17 protein-coding genes are annotated in these 17,461 nt (G+C 68.0%); 14 read left to right on the top strand and 3 right to left on the bottom strand.

Translation table 11 applies throughout. The features are described from left to right. Positions 1-70 precede the first annotated feature (70 nt). Entirely contained in the window at positions 71-487 is a 417-nt protein-coding gene (locus IEY84_RS08130; RefSeq protein ID WP_183544103.1) for a metallopeptidase family protein, read from the bottom strand. Between the two features lie 49 nt (positions 488-536). Between IEY84_RS08130 and IEY84_RS08125 the strand changes: the two genes are divergently transcribed. From IEY84_RS08125 to IEY84_RS08095, 7 genes are all read left to right on the top strand, one after another. Then, positions 537-938: a DUF3499 domain-containing protein gene (locus IEY84_RS08125; RefSeq protein ID WP_373292286.1), complete on the top strand. Its 402-nt coding sequence runs from the start codon at positions 537-539 to the stop codon at positions 936-938. Between the two features lie 19 nt (positions 939-957). Continuing rightward, the gene (locus IEY84_RS08120) at positions 958-2,346 is read left to right on the top strand and encodes a phosphomannomutase/phosphoglucomutase (protein ID WP_183544099.1); all 1,389 of its coding nucleotides are present in this window, start codon (positions 958-960) and stop codon (positions 2,344-2,346) included. Next, positions 2,343-2,558, top strand: a complete 216-nt coding sequence (locus IEY84_RS08115; RefSeq protein ID WP_183544097.1) for a Trm112 family protein — start codon at positions 2,343-2,345, stop codon at positions 2,556-2,558. The genes IEY84_RS08120 and IEY84_RS08115 overlap by 4 nt, the downstream gene beginning before the upstream one ends. Before the next feature lie 7 nt (positions 2,559-2,565). Continuing rightward, positions 2,566-3,597, top strand: coding sequence for an SIS domain-containing protein (locus IEY84_RS08110; RefSeq protein ID WP_183544095.1), 1,032 nt, complete (start codon positions 2,566-2,568; stop codon positions 3,595-3,597). A 214-nt stretch (positions 3,598-3,811) separates the two neighbouring features. Then, positions 3,812-4,624, top strand: a complete 813-nt coding sequence (locus tag IEY84_RS08105) for a substrate-binding periplasmic protein (RefSeq protein WP_183544093.1) — start codon at positions 3,812-3,814, stop codon at positions 4,622-4,624. 115 nt (positions 4,625-4,739) lie between these two features. Next, positions 4,740-5,555, top strand: a complete 816-nt coding sequence (locus IEY84_RS08100; protein ID WP_183544091.1) for a substrate-binding periplasmic protein — start codon at positions 4,740-4,742, stop codon at positions 5,553-5,555. 27 nt (positions 5,556-5,582) lie between these two features. Next, on the top strand, positions 5,583-6,542 hold the full coding sequence (locus IEY84_RS08095) for a DUF808 domain-containing protein (protein ID WP_183544089.1): 960 nt from the start codon (positions 5,583-5,585) through the stop codon (positions 6,540-6,542). 6 nt (positions 6,543-6,548) lie between these two features. Here the strand turns inward: IEY84_RS08095 and IEY84_RS08090 are convergent, their stop codons facing one another. Together IEY84_RS08090 and IEY84_RS08085 are read right to left on the bottom strand one after the other, a co-directional pair. Beyond that, positions 6,549-7,871 (bottom strand): flavin-containing monooxygenase, encoded by a 1,323-nt coding sequence (locus IEY84_RS08090; RefSeq protein ID WP_183544087.1) that lies wholly within the window; start codon positions 7,869-7,871, stop codon positions 6,549-6,551. Beyond that, the gene (locus IEY84_RS08085) at positions 7,868-9,022 is read right to left on the bottom strand and encodes a serine hydrolase domain-containing protein (protein WP_183544085.1); all 1,155 of its coding nucleotides are present in this window, start codon (positions 9,020-9,022) and stop codon (positions 7,868-7,870) included. The genes IEY84_RS08090 and IEY84_RS08085 overlap by 4 nt, the downstream gene beginning before the upstream one ends. A 175-nt stretch (positions 9,023-9,197) precedes the next feature. On the opposite strand from IEY84_RS08085, the gene ahcY reads away from it, so the two are divergent. The 7 genes from ahcY to IEY84_RS08050 all read left to right on the top strand — a co-directional run bounded on the left by ahcY (position 9,198) and on the right by IEY84_RS08050 (position 17,451). Beyond that, entirely contained in the window at positions 9,198-10,637 is a 1,440-nt protein-coding gene (gene ahcY / locus IEY84_RS08080) for an adenosylhomocysteinase (RefSeq protein ID WP_183544083.1), read from the top strand. A gap of 161 nt (positions 10,638-10,798) precedes the next feature. Continuing rightward, on the top strand, positions 10,799-11,506 hold the full coding sequence (mtrA, locus tag IEY84_RS08075) for an MtrAB system response regulator MtrA (RefSeq protein ID WP_183544081.1): 708 nt from the start codon (positions 10,799-10,801) through the stop codon (positions 11,504-11,506). Beyond that, on the top strand, positions 11,503-13,119 hold the full coding sequence (gene mtrB / locus IEY84_RS08070) for an MtrAB system histidine kinase MtrB (RefSeq protein WP_183544079.1): 1,617 nt from the start codon (positions 11,503-11,505) through the stop codon (positions 13,117-13,119). Before mtrA ends, mtrB begins: the two co-directional genes overlap by 4 nt. After that, entirely contained in the window at positions 13,116-14,834 is a 1,719-nt protein-coding gene (locus IEY84_RS08065; RefSeq protein WP_183544077.1) for an LpqB family beta-propeller domain-containing protein, read from the top strand. The genes mtrB and IEY84_RS08065 overlap by 4 nt, the downstream gene beginning before the upstream one ends. 73 nt (positions 14,835-14,907) lie before the next feature. Further along, the gene (locus IEY84_RS08060; protein ID WP_183544075.1) at positions 14,908-15,612 is read left to right on the top strand and encodes a ComF family protein; all 705 of its coding nucleotides are present in this window, start codon (positions 14,908-14,910) and stop codon (positions 15,610-15,612) included. Positions 15,613-16,018: 406 nt separating this feature from the next. Further along, positions 16,019-16,660 (top strand): ribosome hibernation-promoting factor, HPF/YfiA family, encoded by a 642-nt coding sequence (hpf, locus tag IEY84_RS08055; protein WP_183544073.1) that lies wholly within the window; start codon positions 16,019-16,021, stop codon positions 16,658-16,660. 110 nt (positions 16,661-16,770) lie between these two features. Next, complete coding sequence (locus IEY84_RS08050; protein ID WP_183544071.1) at positions 16,771-17,451, top strand: response regulator; 681 nt, start codon at positions 16,771-16,773, stop codon at positions 17,449-17,451. Positions 17,452-17,461 lie beyond the last annotated feature (10 nt).

Here is a 17,461-nt window from a genome sequence, read left to right as displayed (position 1 = left end):
GTGCGCCGCGGCCCAGCCCAGCCCCCAAATCTCGGTACCAAAAGCGTGCCGGAGAAAGAAAAATGAGCCCTCACGGCTGATAGCGCGGATCAACATCCTCAGCCGCAACCCCGAGCAGATCCGCAACCTGCTCGACCACGACCATGAGCACCATCGCCTCGATCTCCGAGCGCGTACGGCAGCGGTGCTCGATCGGCCGTCGGTAGATGACCAGGCGAGCCGGGGTCGCGCCGGAGCCACGCTCGAGCGACCCGAGCGGGATGTGGTCGTCGACGGTCCATTCCTTGGGGATGTCCGGAGACTCCTCGACGGCGTACTCGATCAGGCCGAGCCGGGACTGCCAGCGGGCGTCGATCTCGGTGACGATGGCGAGCGCGATGTCGTCGAAGCGCTCGCGGCGAGTGCGCAGTACCGGCACCTTCGGGTCGGGTGGCACGGCTATCGGGCCGCGTCTGCCCCGGCCGTGCCGATCCCTGTGCCTGGTCATGTACGCGAGCCTAACTGCGCGGCTGGCCTCAGGGGAGTACGGTTCACCCGTGACTGCTCGTCGTTGTTCGCGTACCGCTTGCCAGCGCCAAGCCGTCTGCACGCTCACCTATGTGTACGCCGACCAGACGGCCGTGCTCGGCCCGCTGGCGACCTATGCCGAGCCGCATGCCTACGACCTGTGCGAGGAGCACGCCGAGCGGCTCTCCGCGCCAAGGGGCTGGGAGGTCGTCAGGCTGGCCCGTGAGCCGGTCGACCCGCAGCCCAAGGGCGATGATCTGCTCGCGTTGGCCGATGCCGTCCGTGAGGCGGCGCGGCCACCCGCTCCCGCCCCGCGAGGCCCCGCCGCCGCGCCTGGGCAGGACGCTCCGGGCGAGCCCGGCCCCAACGACGGCCAGCCCCGTCCCGGCGGCACTCGCCGCGGACACCTCCGCGTGCTGACGTCCGAGTAGGACGACTAGAGTTCCGGACATGCCGGAGAGAGTCGATCCCGACGTCGCCAACGCCGTCTTCAAGGCGTACGACGTCCGTGGCACCGTCCCTGATCAGATCGACGAGAACCTCGCCCGGCTCGCGGGACGGGCCTTCGTGCACGTCGTGGGCGCGCGCGGCGGCGAGATCGTGGTCGGCCACGACATGCGCCCGAGCTCCCCGGGGCTCTCGGGAGCCTTCGCGGAGGGCGCGACCGAGGCCGGCGCAGACGTGACGATGATCGGGCTGGCCTCGACCGACGAGCTCTACTTCGCCTCCGGTCACCTCGGCCTGCCGGGTGCGATGTTCACCGCGAGCCACAACCCGGCGCAGTACAACGGCATGAAGCTCTGCCGGGCAAACGCGGTCCCGGTCGGCGCAGAGACCGGACTCGACGAGATCCGTGACCTGGTCATCTCCGGGGCAGCCCCGACCGCCGGGGTGGCCGGCAGCATCAGCGAGACCGATGTGCTGGAGGCGTACGCGGCGCACCTGATCGGCCTGGCCCCGGTCGAGGGCCGCCGGCTCACCATCGTCGCGGACGCCGGTAACGGCATGGCTGGCCACACCGCCCCGGCTGTCTTCGGCCGCCTGGGCGAGGAGGCCGTGGAGCTGATCCCGATGTACTTCGAGCTCGACGGCACCTTCCCCAACCACGAGGCCAACCCGCTCGACTCGACGACCCTGGTCGACCTGCAGGCCAAGGTGCGCGAGACCGGTGCCGACGCCGGCCTCGCCTTCGACGGGGACGCCGACCGCTGTTTCCTGGTGGACGAGAAGGGCGCGGTGGTCAACCCGAGCGCGATCACCGCCCTGATCGCCGAGCGTGCCCTGGTCAAGGAGCCCGGCGCGACGATCATCCACAACCTGATCACCTCCCGCGCCGTCCCCGAGATCGTCACCGAGCTCGGCGGCAACCCGGTGCGCACCCGGGTCGGCCACTCCTACATCAAGGCCGTGATGGCCGAGTCCGAAGCGGTCTTCGGTGGTGAGCACAGCGGCCACTTCTACTTCCGCGACTTCTGGCGCGCCGACTCCGGCATGCTCGCCGCGCTGCATGTTCTCGGTGCCCTCGCCGAGACCGACGAGCCGCTGAGCGAGCTGCTGGCCGCGTACGCTCGTTACCCGATGAGCGGCGAGATCAACTCCACCGTCCCCGACCAGGCCGCGACCGTGGCCGAGATCGAGAAGGCGTACGCAGAGCGCGACGGGGTCACCGTCGACAAGCTCGACGGCCTGACCCTCTCCCATGCCGACTGGTCGGTCAACGTCCGTGCCTCCAACACCGAGCCGCTGCTGCGGCTCAACGCCGAGGGCAAGGACATACTCACCATGGAGCGCGTGCGCGACGAGGCGCTCGCGATCATCCGAAAGGACAATGCCCGATGAATGGCGCAACGACCCCCCTGGGTCTCAGTGAGAAGCTGCTGGAGATCATCGTCTGCCCGCAGTGTCATGGCGATCTGCTCCCGGTCGAGGCAACTGTGCCCGACCAGGATGGTGAGCTGGTCTGCCAGGGGGAGTGCGGCCTGGCCTACCCCGTGCGCGACGGCATCCCCGTCCTGCTCATCGACGAGGCCCGTCCCACCAAGGGCGAGTGAGGCCGCGATGACCTGGTTCGACGAGTCCAGGCTGGACGACGAGCGGGCGCTGGCCGGGATCGACCAGCTGCTGCGGTCGTTGGCGGAGTCCGGGGCCCGGGTCCGGCGCGAGGCCGCGGGCGCGGCTGAGCCGCTGCAGGAGGCCGTACGCCGCGCATCAGAGACCGGGCGTCCCCGGGCCGTCGTCGCGGCAGGCCCCGACTCGCGCCTGCTGCGTGCGGTCCTGGAGCCGTTCTGCCCGGTGCCGTTCGTCGCCTGGCCGGCTCCTGGCCTACCCGGCTGGGCCGGCAGCCTCGATCTCGTGGTCGTGCTGGCGCCGACCGGTTCCGACCCGGGTGAGGCCTCCGCGGCCGCCGAAGCGGTCCGTCGCGGCGCTCAGCTGGTCGTGGCGGCTCCGGAGAAGTCGCTGGTCGCCCAGCACGCCGAGGGCCGCGACAGCACCCTGCTCCCCGTCGAGGGTGGTGACACGCTCGCGATGGCGATCCTGATGCTCACCTATCTCAACTCGATCGGCCTGGGTCCCGAGGCCGATGCCGACAAGGTGGCCGACGCGCTCGACGACGTCGCGACAGCGTGCTCGCCGCACCGCGACATCTCGGTCAACCCGGGCAAGATCCTGGCGCTCTCCCTGGCTGACTCGCTCCCGGTCGTGTGGGGCGGCTCCGTCCTGGCCGCCCGCGCGGCCCGCCGGGTCGCCGAGAGTCTGCGGCGGGCCAGCGGCCGAGGCGCGATCGCCGGCGCCGCCGACGACCTGCTCCCGGTCCTCGAGGCTGCCCGGCCCCGCAACGTCTTCGATGATCCGTTCGCCGAGGAGGAGGCGACCGTCCGTCCCGTCCTGGTCGTCCTCGACGACGGCGCGACCGATCCGATCATGGTCGAGCAGCGACGCTCTCTCACCGAGGCCGCGGATGCGCGCGGCGTACGGGTGGAGGTCGTCGAGGCGAATGCGTCGACGGAGGTCGCCCGATATGCGTCGCTGCTGCTCCAAGGCACGTATGCGGCTGAATACCTGCGTTTGGGTCTGGTCGCTGGCGACTGAGTCCAAATGGTGGGAGTGTGGTGTGATCTGTGTCACGCCCCACGGTGGTGGTTCGGTTACGGAACATGCGGATGATGGTCGAAAACCTGGACGCGGGAGAGCAGACAGGTGTTTGATGCAACATCGTCCGGCCACTCCGTGGCCAGCACGTCTCGGATTCTCGGCGCCGACGTGACGGGCATGCCCCACCATCCCGAAACCACAGGACTTCCGCATGAATCACATCAAGCTCGTCGTCGCCGGCGCCCTGGCCCTCCTAGGGGTCCTGGTCATCGGCGGCTATCTCGCTGACCCTGCCCCGCAGGCGACCGACCAGGAGAGTGCCGCCGCCGGCGGCACCTTGCGGATCGGCGTCGACGGCACCAAGCCCGCCTACTACAAGGTGGACGGCGTGACCAAGGGCTTCGACTACGAGATGGCGCTCGGTGTCGCCGAAGGCATGGGTGCCACGCCAGAGTTCAAGGTCATGGACTTCAACGAGCTCTTCACCGCCCTCGAAGCAGGCGAGATCGACATGATCGGCGCCCAGGTCACCGAGACCGCCGAGCGCAAGCAGGACTTCGCCTTCACCGCGCCCTACTTCGTCACCTACCTGTCCTTCCTCACCCCCGAGGACTCGACCATCAAAGACCGCGACGACATCAACGGCAGGAACATCGCGGTCGTCGAGGGCACCATTCACGAGCGCTATCTCGCCGAGCAGTACGAGAACGTCAACGTCATCAAGGCCAAGGACGAGGACGGAGCGGTCAAGGCGATCCAGACCGGCAAGGCCGACGCGTTCTTCTACGACGCTCCCTACACCACGCCGATCATCGACCGGGCGCCCATCCCGCTGAAGTCGGCGATCGTCTACGCCGCCGACGACGCCCCGATCAGTTTTGTCATGAAGAAGGGCGACCCGCGCAAGAAGCAGATCGACGGCATCCTCGAGCAGATGATCCTCGACGGGGACTGGCTGAAGCTCAAGAAGGTGTACTTCAAGGAGTATCCGCTCTCCGAGGTCTTCAAGGACAAGGGCGCCTGATGCTGGTAGCCCCTCCTAGGGGCGCTTGAAGCCCGATAGCCTACGATGCCCGCTGGCTCGGTTCAGCCGAGGCCGCAGCGGCTCGGCGCACACCTCCCCCCAACCAGGACGTCGTATGAAATCCCTGAAGTTCATCCTTGCGGGCGCGGTCACCCTTCTGGTGATCCTGATCGTGGTCTCCAACACGGTCGAGACGACCGGGCCCTCCTCAGCCAAGCGCAGCAGCGCTGCCGACGACGGTCAGCTCAAGATCGGTGTGCTGAACAGCGCCCCGGTCTACTACACCCAAGGGTCCACGGCCAAGGGATTCGACTACGAGGTCGCCCTCGAGGTCGCCGAGTCGCTCGGCATCAAGCCGTCGATCGTGCCGATGGACTTCGCCGACCTGTTCACAGCTCTCGACGAGGGCAAGATCGACATGATCGCCTCCCAGGTGAGCGTGACTGAGGAGCGCGAGAAGGTCTACGACTTCTCGCACCCCTACTTCGTGACCTACCTGTCCTTCACGACGCCGAAGAACTCCCCGATCAAGAAGCTCAAGGACGTCAACGGCACCCGGGTCGCCATCGTGGACGGCACCGCGCAGGAGAGCGTCCTCGAGACGCGGTTCCCGAAGGCCCAGATCGTGAAGCGGAAGAACGAGGCGGCCGCTCTCGAGGCCGTCGCCGCCGGCAAGGCGGACTCGTTCTTCTACGACGCGCCGTTCGCTCCGGGTGTGATCAAGAATTCGCCGATGATGGAGGAGCGCATTCGCTTCCCCTCCGACAAGGCGCCCATCGCGTTCGTCTTCCGTAAGGGCGACGGGCTGCGGGACCAGGCCAACAAGGCGATCGACGAGATGATCGTCAACGGGACCTGGCTGCGGATCAAGACCGACTACTTCAAGGAGTATCCGCTCTCGGAGCTCTTCCGCGAGCAGGGCGTCGAGTAGCTCGACCCACCCGCTAAGGTTCCCCTCATGAGCGCCGGTCTTTTTGCACTCCTCGACGACGTAGCCGCCATCGCCAAGCTGGCGGCTGCGTCTGTCGATGACGTCGGCGCTGCCGCCGGCAAGGCCTCGGCCAAGGCGGCCGGTGTCGTCATCGACGACACCGCCGTGACGCCGCAGTACGTCCAGGGCATCGCTGCCGAGCGCGAGGTGCCGATCATCAAGAAGATCGCCCTCGGCTCGCTGCGCAACAAGCTGCTGCTCATCCTGCCGGTGGCGCTGATCTTGGCGCAGTGGGCGCCGTGGGCGATCACCCCGATCCTGATGCTCGGTGGTGCCTTCCTCGCCTACGAGGGTGTCGAGAAGGTGCTGGAGTGGGTCCGGCCGCACGAGGAGGCCCACGAGACGCCGGTCGTTCTGGAGGGTCCCGAGGCCGAGAAGAAGATGATCGCCGGTGCCGTACGCACCGACCTGATCCTCTCCACCGAGATCATGGTGATCGCGCTCAACGAGGTCATCGACCAGGGATTCTGGATGCGACTCGGCGCCCTGGTCGCCGTCGCCTTCCTGATCACGATCGTCGTCTACGGCGTGGTCGCCCTGATCGTGAAGATGGATGACGCCGGCCTCTCGCTCTCGCAGCGCTCCAGCGCGGGCGCCCAGCGACTCGGCCTGGGCATGGTCGCGGCGATGCCGAAGGTCCTCGCCGGGATCTCGATCGTCGGCACGATCGCCATGCTCTGGGTCGGTGGACACCTGCTCCTGGTCGGTGTCTACGACGTCAACGGCCTCGCTGCCGGCCATCCCGGTTGGGCCTGGCCCTACGACACCGTCCACCACCTCGAGGAGGAGGTCCACCATGCCCTCGGCGCCGTCGGTGCGGCCGCCGCCTGGCTGGTGAACACCTTCTTCTCCGCCATCGTCGGGCTCATCGTCGGGTCGATCGTGGTCGGCGTACTCCACCTGCTGCCGATCAAGAAGAAGCACTGACCTGTCCTAGGCCCCGGCCGCTCGTGCCTCCCCGGCCTCGATCTCGGCCATCAGGTCGACGACGTAGCGGGCGAAGTCGATCTGGATGGTGTGGCGTGGGGCGGCGTAGTACTGCTCCAGGTGAGCCTCCTCGTCGGCCTTCAGGATCCGCTCCTGCTCCTCGGCGGGCGGAAGCGCATAGCTCCCGGTGAGCAGGCGCGCCAGGAGCTTGGACTGCTGCTCGGCGAGGTTGACGATCGTGGGTGAGGACTGCGCCAGACCCATGAAGTAGAGGTGGTCCACGCCCGGCTTGATCATCCGCTTGAACAGGGGGTAGCGGTGGTCGGAGTCGGGGTGCAGCGAGACCTCGTCGGGGTCGAAGAACGGGAACGACATGTCGTAGCCGGTGGCCGCGATGACGACGTCCGCCTCGACCGAGGAGCCGTCGACCAGGTGCACCGTCGACCCCTCGAATCGCACGATCTCGGGAAGCATGTGGATGTCGCCGGAGCCGGCCTTCGTCAGGAAGTCGGCGCTGACCGACGGATGCGCGGACAGCGGCTCGTGGTCGGGCTCCGGCAGTCCGTACGTCGACATCGACCCGACCAGTCCGCGGATCAGCTCACGGGAGGCCGCCAGCGCCTGCTCCTTGGGGATGTCGGGCGGCGCCATCACCTTGTCGGCAGGCTGCCCGTTGCGATATTTCGGCAGCACCCAGACACCGCGCCGGGCCGAGACGTACAGCCTCGACGCCATCCACGGCGAGGACAGCTCCGAGGCGATGTCCATCGCCGAGTTGCCCATCCCGACCACGATCACCCGCTTGCCGCGGACCTCGATGGGCTCGAACGGGGAGACGTACGCATGGCTGTGGATGATCTCGCCCGCGAACTCGCCTTCCCAGGCAGGCAGCCGCGGCGACCAGTGGTGGCCGTTGGCGACCACGAGGTCGGTGTAGGTGCGGGTCTCCCCGGTCGACAGGATGACCTCCCAGGAACCGTCGTCACGCTGCGTGGCCCGCTCGACACCGGTGTTGAACGTGATCGAGTCCCGCAGACCGAAGTGGTCGGTGTAGTCGCGGAAGTACTGGTGGATCAGGGTGTGGTGCGGGAAGTGCGGGAACGATTCCGGCGCCGGGAACTCCTCGAACTCCAGCCGCGACGTCGAGGTGTCGATGTGCAGCGACTCGTAGACCGAGGAGAGCCCGTTGGGGTTGCGGAAGTACCAGTTCCCGCCGACGTCGTCGGAGAGCTCGAACTGGTCGTAGGCGACCCCGAACTCCTTGAGCCGCTTGGCCGTCGTGATCCCCGAGCAGCCCGCGCCGATGATGCAGACCTTCACCTCGCTCATCGGGCCGCCTCCACGCACTCGAAGGCGGTGCGAACGTAGGCGTCGGTGCGCTCCGATGAGGTCATGTGCTGGGTCATCCGGTTCATCGCGTACGCCACCGTGACCCGGCGCTCCAGGTCGTTGACCACGATCGCGCCGCCGTAGCCGGTCCACCAGCACACCCGTCCCTCGGGCACCGCCGGCGCCGCGACCGGCTGCGGGAGCCCGTAGCCGATGCCCCACCGCATCGGTGTCAGCAGGACCTGGTCGACGCCGTCGGCCTGCACCTCGAAGATCCGTTCGATGGTGGCCGGCGACAGCAGACGTACGCCGCCGACCTCGCCGCCGTGGGAGACGGCCGACTGGATCCGGGCGATCGATCGGGCGTTGCCGTGCCCGTTGATCCCGGCCAGGGAGACCGTACGCATCGGAGCCGTGTTGAACGCGGCCGGATCCAGCTTCGGGTTGACCAGGGTCGGGATCATCAGGTTGCCCTCGGGCAGCGCGGCGACGTCGATGCCACCGGGCGGGGGAGCCTCCAGGTCGGCGCAGCGGCCCAGCTCGGTCTCGGGGACGCCCAGGTGGAAGTCGGCTCCCAACGGCCTCGCGACGAGCTCGGCGAAGACCTCCGAGAGCGGCTTCCCGGTCACGCCACGGACCAGGCCGTCGACCAGGTGCCCGTAGGAGACCATGTGGTAGCCCGACCCCGAGCCCGGCTCGAACCAAGGTTTCTGCCGGGCGAGCATCTCGTTGGCGAGCGGCAGATCCAGGAGCGCCTCGGTGGAGAGCTGCTCGGTCCACCCGGACATCCCGGAGGTGTGGGAGAGCAGGTGGCGTACGAGGATCCGCTCGTCGGCGAACGAGGGCCAGTAGTCCGCGACCGGAGCGTCCAGGTCCAGCTGGCCACTGTCAGCGAGCACGAGCGCGGTCAGCGCGGCCATCGTCTTGGTCACCGACCAGACTCGGACGATGGTGTCCTCCTGCCATGCCTCGCCCGGCCGCGCCTCACCGCCCCACAGATCGGCCACGATCTCGCCGTCGCGGATCACCGCGACCGAAGCACCGAGGTCGGCTCCGGCGGAGAGGTTGCGTGCGAGCAGGTCACGCAGGGGCGCGTACGCAGGGATGCAGTCGCCCTGGACCGTGTGCGGGTCGGGTGTGGTTGCCGTCATGCCCGACAATAATAGGAACTTGTTCTAGTTTTCGACAGGGTTAGCCGCGAACTGTTGGTTGCGGATTACCGCCACCGTCAACCAGCGCTTGTAGTCTGGGAAGACCCTGCGTGGGAGATCCCGCTGGTGCGCAGATGCGCGACGCAGGCCCGCAACACTTCGGTAAGGAATAACCATGGACTACAAGGTTGCCGACCTGAGCCTGGCCGAATACGGCCGCAAGGAGCTCTCCCTCGCCGAGCACGAGATGCCGGGCCTGATGGCCATGCGCGAGCGCTACGGCAAGGACCAGCCGCTCAAGGGTGCTCGTATCGCCGGGTCGCTGCACATGACCATCCAGACCGGTGTGCTCATCGAGACGCTGACCGCGCTCGGTGCGGACGTACGCTGGGCCACCTGCAACATCTTCTCCACCCAGGACCACGCCGCTGCCGCGGTCGTCGTCGGTGAGGGCACCCCCGAGGACCCGAAGGGCACCCCGGTCTTCGCCTGGAAGGGCGAGACTCTGGCGGAGTACTGGGACGAGGCCGAGAAGGTCTTCCAGTTCACCGACGAGGCCGGCAACCCGGTCGGCCCGAACATGCTCCTCGACGACGGCGGCGACATCACGCTGCTCCTCCACAAGGGCGTCGAGTTCGAGAAGGCCGGGGAGGTGCCGGGCCAGGACTCCACCGACAACGAGGAGTTCAAGGAGGTCCTGCGCGTCCTCGACCGCAGCCTGAAGAACGACCCGCAGTACTGGACCAACATCGCCAACGGCATCAAGGGCGTCACCGAGGAGACCACCACCGGTGTCCTGCGCCTCTACGACCGGTTCAAGGAGGGCTCGCTCCTCTTCCCGGCGATCAACGTCAACGACTCGGTCACCAAGTCGAAGTTCGACAACAAGTACGGCTGCCGCCACTCGCTCATCGACGGCATCAACCGCGCCACCGACGTGATGATCGGCGGCAAGGTCGCGGTCGTGTGCGGCTACGGCGACGTCGGCAAGGGTTCCGCGGAGTCGCTGCGCGGCCAGGGTGCCCGCGTCATCGTCACCGAGATCGACCCGATCTGCGCGCTGCAGGCGGCGATGGACGGCTACGAGGTCCGCCGCCTGGAGTCGGTCGTCGAGACCGCCGACATCTTCATCACCACGACGGGCAACTTCGACATCATCCGGGTCGAGCACTTCGAGAAGATGAAGAACCAGGCCATCGTCGGCAACATCGGCCACTTCGACAACGAGATCGACATGGCCGGCCTCGCGAAGATCCCGGGCATCGTCAAGGACGAGATCAAGCCGCAGGTCCACCAGTGGATCTTCGAGGACGGCAAGAAGATCATCGTGCTGTCCGAGGGTCGTCTGCTCAACCTGGGCAACGCCACCGGTCACCCGAGCTTCGTGATGTCGAACTCGTTCACCAACCAGACGCTGGCCCAGATCGAGCTCTTCACCAAGACCGACGAGTACCCGATCGGCGTCTACGTGCTGCCCAAGGCGCTCGACGAGGAGGTCGCCCGCCTCCACCTCGACGCCCTCGGCGTCGAGCTCACCGAGCTCAAGCAGGAGCAGGCCGACTACCTCGGTGTCCCGATCGAGGGTCCCTACAAGTCGGACCACTACCGCTACTGAGCATCTAGCGCCGAGTCGGCGCGTTCTGACCTAGGATCTTGCCGAGTCGGCTCGTCATGACGAGCCGACTCGGCAGGGAATCGCGTCAGGACGCGCCGACTCGCGCGTTGTGGGGCGACTCGTGTGACGCGCCGCACGCATTGGGTGACAGAATCAGACACATGGCCGATCGCAGCACTTCTGACCAGCCCGCCAAGGGCAAGGTCCTCGTCGTCGATGATGATGCCTCGCTGAGCGAGATGCTTGCGATCGTGCTCAGACAAGAGGGATTCGACTCGCGGCTGGTCGCCCGCGGCGACCAGGCGCTGCCCGCGTTCCACGACTACAAGCCGGATGTCGTGCTCCTCGACCTGATGCTCCCCGGGATGGACGGCATCGAGGTGTGCAAGCAGATCCGCAACGAGTCGGGCGTGCCGATCGTCATGCTCACCGCGAAGGGCGACACGGTGGACGTCGTGGTCGGTCTCGAGTCCGGCGCCGACGACTACGTCGTCAAGCCGTTCAAGCCCAAGGAGCTGATCGCGCGGATCCGGGCCCGCGTCCGCCGGCACGGCGACGCGATGCCGGAGGTGCTGGAGATCGGCGACCTGACCATCGACGTCGCCGGCCACCAGGTGTCTCGCGGCGGCGATCGGATCCAGCTCACGCCGCTGGAGTTCGACCTGTTGGAGTGCCTGGCCCGCAAGCCTCATCAGGTCTTCTCCCGCGAGGTGCTGCTGGAGCAGGTCTGGGGCTACCGTCACGCCGCCGACACCCGGCTGGTCAACGTGCACGTCCAGCGACTGCGCTCCAAGGTCGAGCACGACCCGGAGAACCCTGAGATCGTCCTCACCGTCCGTGGCGTCGGATACAAGGCAGGGCCCGTGTGACGCTCCAGCCGGTCGTCCGGGCAGCAGCCCGGGCGCCCAAGAAGCTCCTTACCACCTGGCGCCGGTCGATCCAGACCCGCGTCGTGGTCTACACGGTGCTGCTCACCGCGGCCGCTGTCAGTTTGGTCGGGCTCATCCTGCTCGAGCAGATCAGCGACGAGCTGGTCCAGGACCGGGTCGCGGCGGCGAAGGCGGAGGCGTCCGAAGAGCTCTCCGCCGCGCGTGCGAGCATCGCGGAGACGTCGGGTGCCAACGGCGGCACCCCGTTGCAGCGCAACGACCTGGGTGACCCGATCATCCAGCGCAGTCTCTCGCGCGGCTACGGCGTCGTCATGGCCGGTCCGGTGACGTCGACCTCCGGCCGGATCAGCGACGACGGTGTCGAGTGGACACCCGGCCTGGACGTACGCAGCGTGCCGCGCACGCTCGAGGACCGCTTCCAGACGATCCGCGCCGAGCCGGCCTGGACCTACACCCGGGTCGCCTACGACGACGGGGAGCGCCCCTCCACCCCCGGCATCGTGGTCGGGTCCCAGGTGGAGCTGCACGACGACACCTACAACATCTACTTCCTCTTCCCGATGGACCAGGAGCAGGAGACGCTCGGCATCCTCACCCGCGGACTCCTGGCCGCCGGTGTGATCCTGATCCTGCTGATCGGCGTCGGCAGCTGGGTCGTGACCCGTCATGTCGTCACTCCCATCCGGATCGCCCGCCGCACCGCCGAGCGGCTCGCCGCCGGCCGCCTGGAGGAGCGGATGGTCGTGCGCGGCGAGGACGACCTCACCGGCCTGGCGCTCTCCTTCAACCAGATGGCCAGCGGCCTGCAGAACCAGATCCGGCAGCTCGAGCACCTCTCCCGCATCCAGCGACGGTTCAGCTCCGACGTCTCCCACGAGCTGCGTACGCCGTTGACCACCGTCCGCATGGCCAGCGACGTCCTCTACGAGGCCAGGGACACCTTCGACGCCCCGACAGCGCGTGCGGCCGAGCTGCTGCAGACCGAGCTGGACCGGTTCGAGACACTCCTGGGCGACCTGCTCGAGATCAGCCGTTTCGATGCCGGAGCGGCGGTGCTCGACCTCTACGACACCGACCTGACCGCACTGGCCAAGGCCGTGGTCGAGGCCTACACACCGCTCGCCGACAAGCGCGACATCGAGCTGAAGGTCGTCGCTCCGAGCCATCCGTGCACGGCCCAGGTCGACCATCGCCGGGTCGAGCGAATCGTACGCAACCTGGTGGCCAACGCCACCGACCACGCTCTGGTGGGGCAGACCGTCACCATCCGGGTCGACAGCGACGAGCATGCGGCCGCGCTGACCGTGCGCGATCACGGTGTCGGGCTGGCCCCGGGGGAGACGGCCCTGGTCTTCAACCGGTTCTGGCGCGCCGACCCGGCCCGCGACCGCTCCAGCGGCGGCACGGGCCTGGGCCTGTCGATCTCGCTCGAGGACGCTCATCTCCACGGCGGCTGGCTGCAGGCCTGGGGCCGTCCCGACCAAGGGGCACAGTTCCGGCTCACGCTTCCCCGCCATGCCGGTGCGGCGTTGCGTCACAGTCCGCTCCCGCTGGTCCCGGCCGATGCCCGTGACACCCTGGAGGCGTCGTGAGATCCGCACTGGTGATCGCCCTGACCGCGATCGCTCTCCTCGCCTCGGCGTGCTCGGGCGTCCCCGACTCCGGGCCGGTCCAGCAGGTCGACCTGGCAGCGCCGGAAGTGCAGGAGGAGGTCATCCCGTACAACCCGGGGCCTCCGCGCGCGGGGGCGTCCCCGGGCGAGATCGTCGACGGGTTCCTCGACGCCATGAAGGCCACCCCGATGAGCACGACCTATGCCCGCCGCTACCTCACGAAGGATGCGGCGATGAGCTGGGCGCCAGGCGGGCGAACGCTGGTCTACGGGGAGCGGAGCACCCACGCCGTCTCCTCGCCGCAGGTGTCGGTGGAGCTCGAGGATGCCGGTTGGCTCGATGAGCGCGGTGTGTGGCGGGGCGCGCTGGCCGCGTCGCAGGCCATTCTCGATTTCGAGCTCATTCGGATCAAGGGCGAGTGGCGGATCAGCGCGGCACCGGACGCCCTGGTGGTCGAGGAGGACTGGTTCCTGTCCCACTTCGCCCGCAGCAACCTCTACTACGTCGAACCGACCGGGCACACCTTGGTGCCGGAGCCGATCTTCGCCCCCAGAGGCGCGTCCTACGCGGCCACCCTGGTCTCCAGCCTGCTGAGCGGGCCGGGGGAGGAGACGCAGGGAGTGATCGACAGCGCGCTCCCGACCGCCGCCGGCCAGCCCCGTTCCGTCGAGATCCGCGACGGTGTGGCCGAGGTCGACCTCGCCGGTGATCTCGACGAGCACAGCTCCGCAGATCTCCAGCTCATGGGAGCCCAGCTGGCCTGGACGCTTCGACAGGACGCCAGCGTGAACCGTATCCGGCTCACGCTCGACGGCGAGCCGGTGGTCCTGCCGGGGTATGGCGAGACGTTCAGCGTCGACAGCGGCAGCGGCTACGACCCCAACGGCACGTCCGCACGGGTCGATCTCTACGCACTGCGCGGCGGTGCGCTGGTGACCAGCACCGGCGACAGCGGTGAACCGTGGGTGCCGGTGCTCGGCAGGTGGGCGAAGTCCCACGGTGTGACTGACGTCGCCGTCGACGCTGACGGTTCGACCGCCGCCGCCGTCACGACCGACCGCACCGGCGTCGTCGTCGGCGAGCTGACCAGCGACGGCGACCTGGTCGATGCGCCGGTGAACGGCACCCGGCTGTTGAGACCGTCCTGGGACCTCGCCGGCCGGCTCTGGATGGTCGACAAGGACTCGACGGGCGCCCGGGTGATGTACGTCGACGGCGAGCGCCTCGTCCGCGTCGCCGTGCCCGGGGTGACCGGGGAGAACGTGACCCGGTTCTTGGTCTCCCGTGACGGCACTCGGTTCGTGGCGGTGATCGACGGCGAGTCCTCTGACCGGATCGTGGTCAGCCGGCTGCAGGCCAGCTCGAAGGGCGTGATCACGACCGCGACGTCGGCGGTCCTGCTGCCGCACCCGGACACGGCGACCATGCAGGTCACCGACATCGCCTGGACCTCGCCGACCACGATCGTCGCGGTCCAGCAGATCAACTCGACCGCGTTGTTCCAGTCCGTCTCGCTCGACGGCGCTCCCAGCGGCGAGCGCTACACCCTCAGTGACCGGGTCACCGGCGTCGTCGGCTCGCCGATGGCTTCGGCCCGTCTCTACGCCATCTCTGGCTGGACGCTCTTGGACCCGCTCGACCGGTTCGACCTGGAGCTGCCCTCCGACCTCTCCGACGTCACCTACCAGGGCTGACTCTCCACAAGGTTATCCACAGCCGTACGGTCCGTGGTTGCCACGTTGCGCCTGCCCTGGTCGACTCGGGTCCATGGACCTCGTCGATGCCTGGCACGACCTGGTCGTCGGTGGGCGCTGCGTCGGCTGCCGACGACCGGGCAGGCTGCTGTGCCGTGACTGTCGCGCCGGCCTCCCGGACGGCGCCCGGTCGAGCCCGCCGACCCCGGCGCCGCCGGGCCTCGTGCCCGTCTTCGCGGCGGGGCCCTACGACGGCACCCTCAAGGCGCTGGTCATCGGTCTCAAGGAGCACCAGCTCCTCGGGCTCCGCGGGCACCTGGCCGGCCTGCTGGCCCTCGCCGTCCTCGAAGCCATGGCGGAGACCGGCGCCGGCCCGACGGTTCTCGTCCCGGTCCCCTCCCGGCGTTCCTCCGTACGCGAGCGCGGTCTCGACAGCACTGCGACGATCACGCGCGGAGCAGCCACCGTGCTGCGGCGGCACGGCCTCGGCGTCCGTCATCACCAGCTGCTCCGCACGAGATCCGGTGTCGTGGACCAGTCCGGTCTCGACTCCCGGCAGCGACAGGCCAACCTGGAGGGCTCGATCACCTGTCCGGCGTCCGGCATCCGGACACTTGCCGGAACGACCCCGCGGGCGTCGTTCATCGTCTGCGACGACGTGATCACCACCGGTGCGACCGCTCGGGAGGCTCAACGAGCGCTGGAATCGGTCGGACTGGACGTGAAAGCGATCGCGACCGTAGCGGCTACCCAGCGTCGGTCTCGCGTTCAAATGTAGGAAACCGTCATGTAATTCTGTTGAAGGGCTTTCGTGGGGCACATCGGCGAACTACCGTCACTACATGGAGTCCGTCTGGGTCCGTGGTTGCGTCGCAGAGAGGTCCGCATTGCGGGCATCCGAGCGGCAAGCCGATGCCAGTCGCAGGCGAAACGGTCCACGTAACCCTTCGCACCCAGATTTTGGGGCAAGGGGATCACGGTGCGGCTTAGAGATAAGTCCTGCCCGTGCCCTCCCGTCAGATACGGGAGCCAGCATGGAGAAGGTGGAGTGGCACCAAGCTGCTAAGCCTCTGCAGGCGGTTGTGGGGTCGAAGACCAGGTCGGCCAGGCGGACTCCGTACCCCGGGGGTCACATGCGCTGATCGTCCGGGAATCCGCCAACCCCGAAACACCGGGAGGTACCCATGGAAGTTGTCGTCACGGCCCGCAACGCCGAGGTCTCAGACCGCTATCGCGCTCACGTAGCCGAGAAGCTCGCGAAGCTCGAGAAGCACGACCACCGCATCATCAGGATCAACGTGGAGGTCGACAACGAGCCCAACCCGCGCCAGCACAAGGGCGCCGTACACGTCGAGCTCACCGCCTACTCGAAGGGTCCGGTCATCCGGGCCGAGGCGTGTGCCGAGGACAAGATGGGGGCGCTGGACCTGGCTGTCGACAAGATGGCATCCCAGATGCGCCGGGCAGCCGACCGCCGCAGAGTCCACCGCGGGCGCCGTACGCCGGTGTCGGTCGGGCAGGCGCTGGCGGGCATCGAGCCCGACGGCCTGGGCTCGGGAGGCGAGTCGGAGCAGCTCGATGACGACACCGTACGCGAGCACCAGGTCGGTCCGATCACGGTGACGGGGGAGGGGCCCTTGGTCGTCCGGGAGAAGACGCACACCGCGGATCCGATGACGCTCGACCAGGCCCTCTACGAGATGGAGCTGGTCGGACACGACTTCTACCTCTACACCGACAAGGACTCGATGAGGCCGTCGGTCGTCTACCGCCGGAGGGGATACGACTACGGGGTGATCGCGCTCAACCGCGCAGATCTCGTCTGAGAACCGCAAGGCGGTTCTGACAGCATGATGGCCGGGACTTTTCCATCCCTCGGATGGGTGAGTCCCGGCCATTCTCTTTGTCCTCTTCGGATACATGCCATGATGCATTCGTGTCATCTACCTCTGGTGCCGATCGTGAGCCGGTCCGCGTCCTGGTTGTCGACGACCAGGAGCTCTTCCGAAGGGGCCTGGTCGCGCTCCTGGCGAGCGAGCCCGGCATCGAGGTCATCGGTGAGGCGACCAACGGCATCGAGGGCACCGAGCGCGCCGCGGCTTCCGCTCCGGACGTCGTGCTGCTCGACGTACGCATGCCGAAGCAGACCGGCCTCGAGGCGTGCGTGGCCATCAAGGACGCTGTCCCCTCGGCCAACATCATCATGCTGACCGTCTCCGACGAGGAGGCCGATCTCTACGACGCGATCAAGGCCGGCGCGATGGGCTACCTCCTCAAGGACTCCTCGATCGACCAGGTCGCCCAGGCGATCCGGGTCGTCGCCGACGGCCAGTCGCTGATCAGCCCCTCCATGGCGGTCAAGCTGATGGAGGAGTTCAAGCAGATGTCGAAGCCGGACCGCTCCCCGGTTCCAGGCCCGAAGCTCACCGACCGCGAGCTCGAGGTCCTCGGCCTGGTCGCCAAGGGTCTCAACAACCGCGAGATCGCGAAGCGGCTCTTCATCTCCGAGAACACGGTCAAGAACCACGTACGCAACATCCTGGAGAAGCTCCAGGCCCACTCGCGCATGGAGGCGGTCATGTACGCCGTGCGTCAGAAGCTCCTCAACGTCGACTGAGTCGGGCCCG

This window comes from Nocardioides albus, assembly GCF_014648255.1.
Taxonomy (GTDB): Bacteria; Actinomycetota; Actinomycetes; order Propionibacteriales; family Nocardioidaceae; genus Nocardioides; species Nocardioides albus.
The sequence above is the reverse complement of the archived record's forward strand: the minus strand, read 5'-3'. Positions and strand labels throughout refer to the sequence as shown.

What these genes read in the sequence shown, in the direction of transcription:
- IEY84_RS08115 (WP_183544097.1), top strand. Translation starts at nt 2,343, where the DNA reads ATGAATGGCGCAACGACCCCCCTGGGTCTCAGTGAGAAGCTGCTGGAG.
- IEY84_RS08060 (WP_183544075.1), top strand. Translation starts at nt 14,908, where the DNA reads ATGGACCTCGTCGATGCCTGGCACGACCTGGTCGTCGGTGGGCGCTGC.
- IEY84_RS08090 (WP_183544087.1), bottom strand. Translation starts at nt 7,871, where the DNA reads ATGAGCGAGGTGAAGGTCTGCATCATCGGCGCGGGCTGCTCGGGGATC.
- mtrA (WP_183544081.1), top strand. Translation starts at nt 10,799, where the DNA reads ATGGCCGATCGCAGCACTTCTGACCAGCCCGCCAAGGGCAAGGTCCTC.
- IEY84_RS08085 (WP_183544085.1), bottom strand. Translation starts at nt 9,022, where the DNA reads ATGACGGCAACCACACCCGACCCGCACACGGTCCAGGGCGACTGCATC.
- IEY84_RS08130 (WP_183544103.1), bottom strand. Translation starts at nt 487, where the DNA reads ATGACCAGGCACAGGGATCGGCACGGCCGGGGCAGACGCGGCCCGATA.
- IEY84_RS08095 (WP_183544089.1), top strand. Translation starts at nt 5,583, where the DNA reads ATGAGCGCCGGTCTTTTTGCACTCCTCGACGACGTAGCCGCCATCGCC.
- IEY84_RS08105 (WP_183544093.1), top strand. Translation starts at nt 3,812, where the DNA reads ATGAATCACATCAAGCTCGTCGTCGCCGGCGCCCTGGCCCTCCTAGGG.
- hpf (WP_183544073.1), top strand. Translation starts at nt 16,019, where the DNA reads ATGGAAGTTGTCGTCACGGCCCGCAACGCCGAGGTCTCAGACCGCTAT.
- IEY84_RS08110 (WP_183544095.1), top strand. Translation starts at nt 2,566, where the DNA reads ATGACCTGGTTCGACGAGTCCAGGCTGGACGACGAGCGGGCGCTGGCC.
- IEY84_RS08120 (WP_183544099.1), top strand. Translation starts at nt 958, where the DNA reads ATGCCGGAGAGAGTCGATCCCGACGTCGCCAACGCCGTCTTCAAGGCG.
- IEY84_RS08100 (WP_183544091.1), top strand. Translation starts at nt 4,740, where the DNA reads ATGAAATCCCTGAAGTTCATCCTTGCGGGCGCGGTCACCCTTCTGGTG.
- ahcY (WP_183544083.1), top strand. Translation starts at nt 9,198, where the DNA reads ATGGACTACAAGGTTGCCGACCTGAGCCTGGCCGAATACGGCCGCAAG.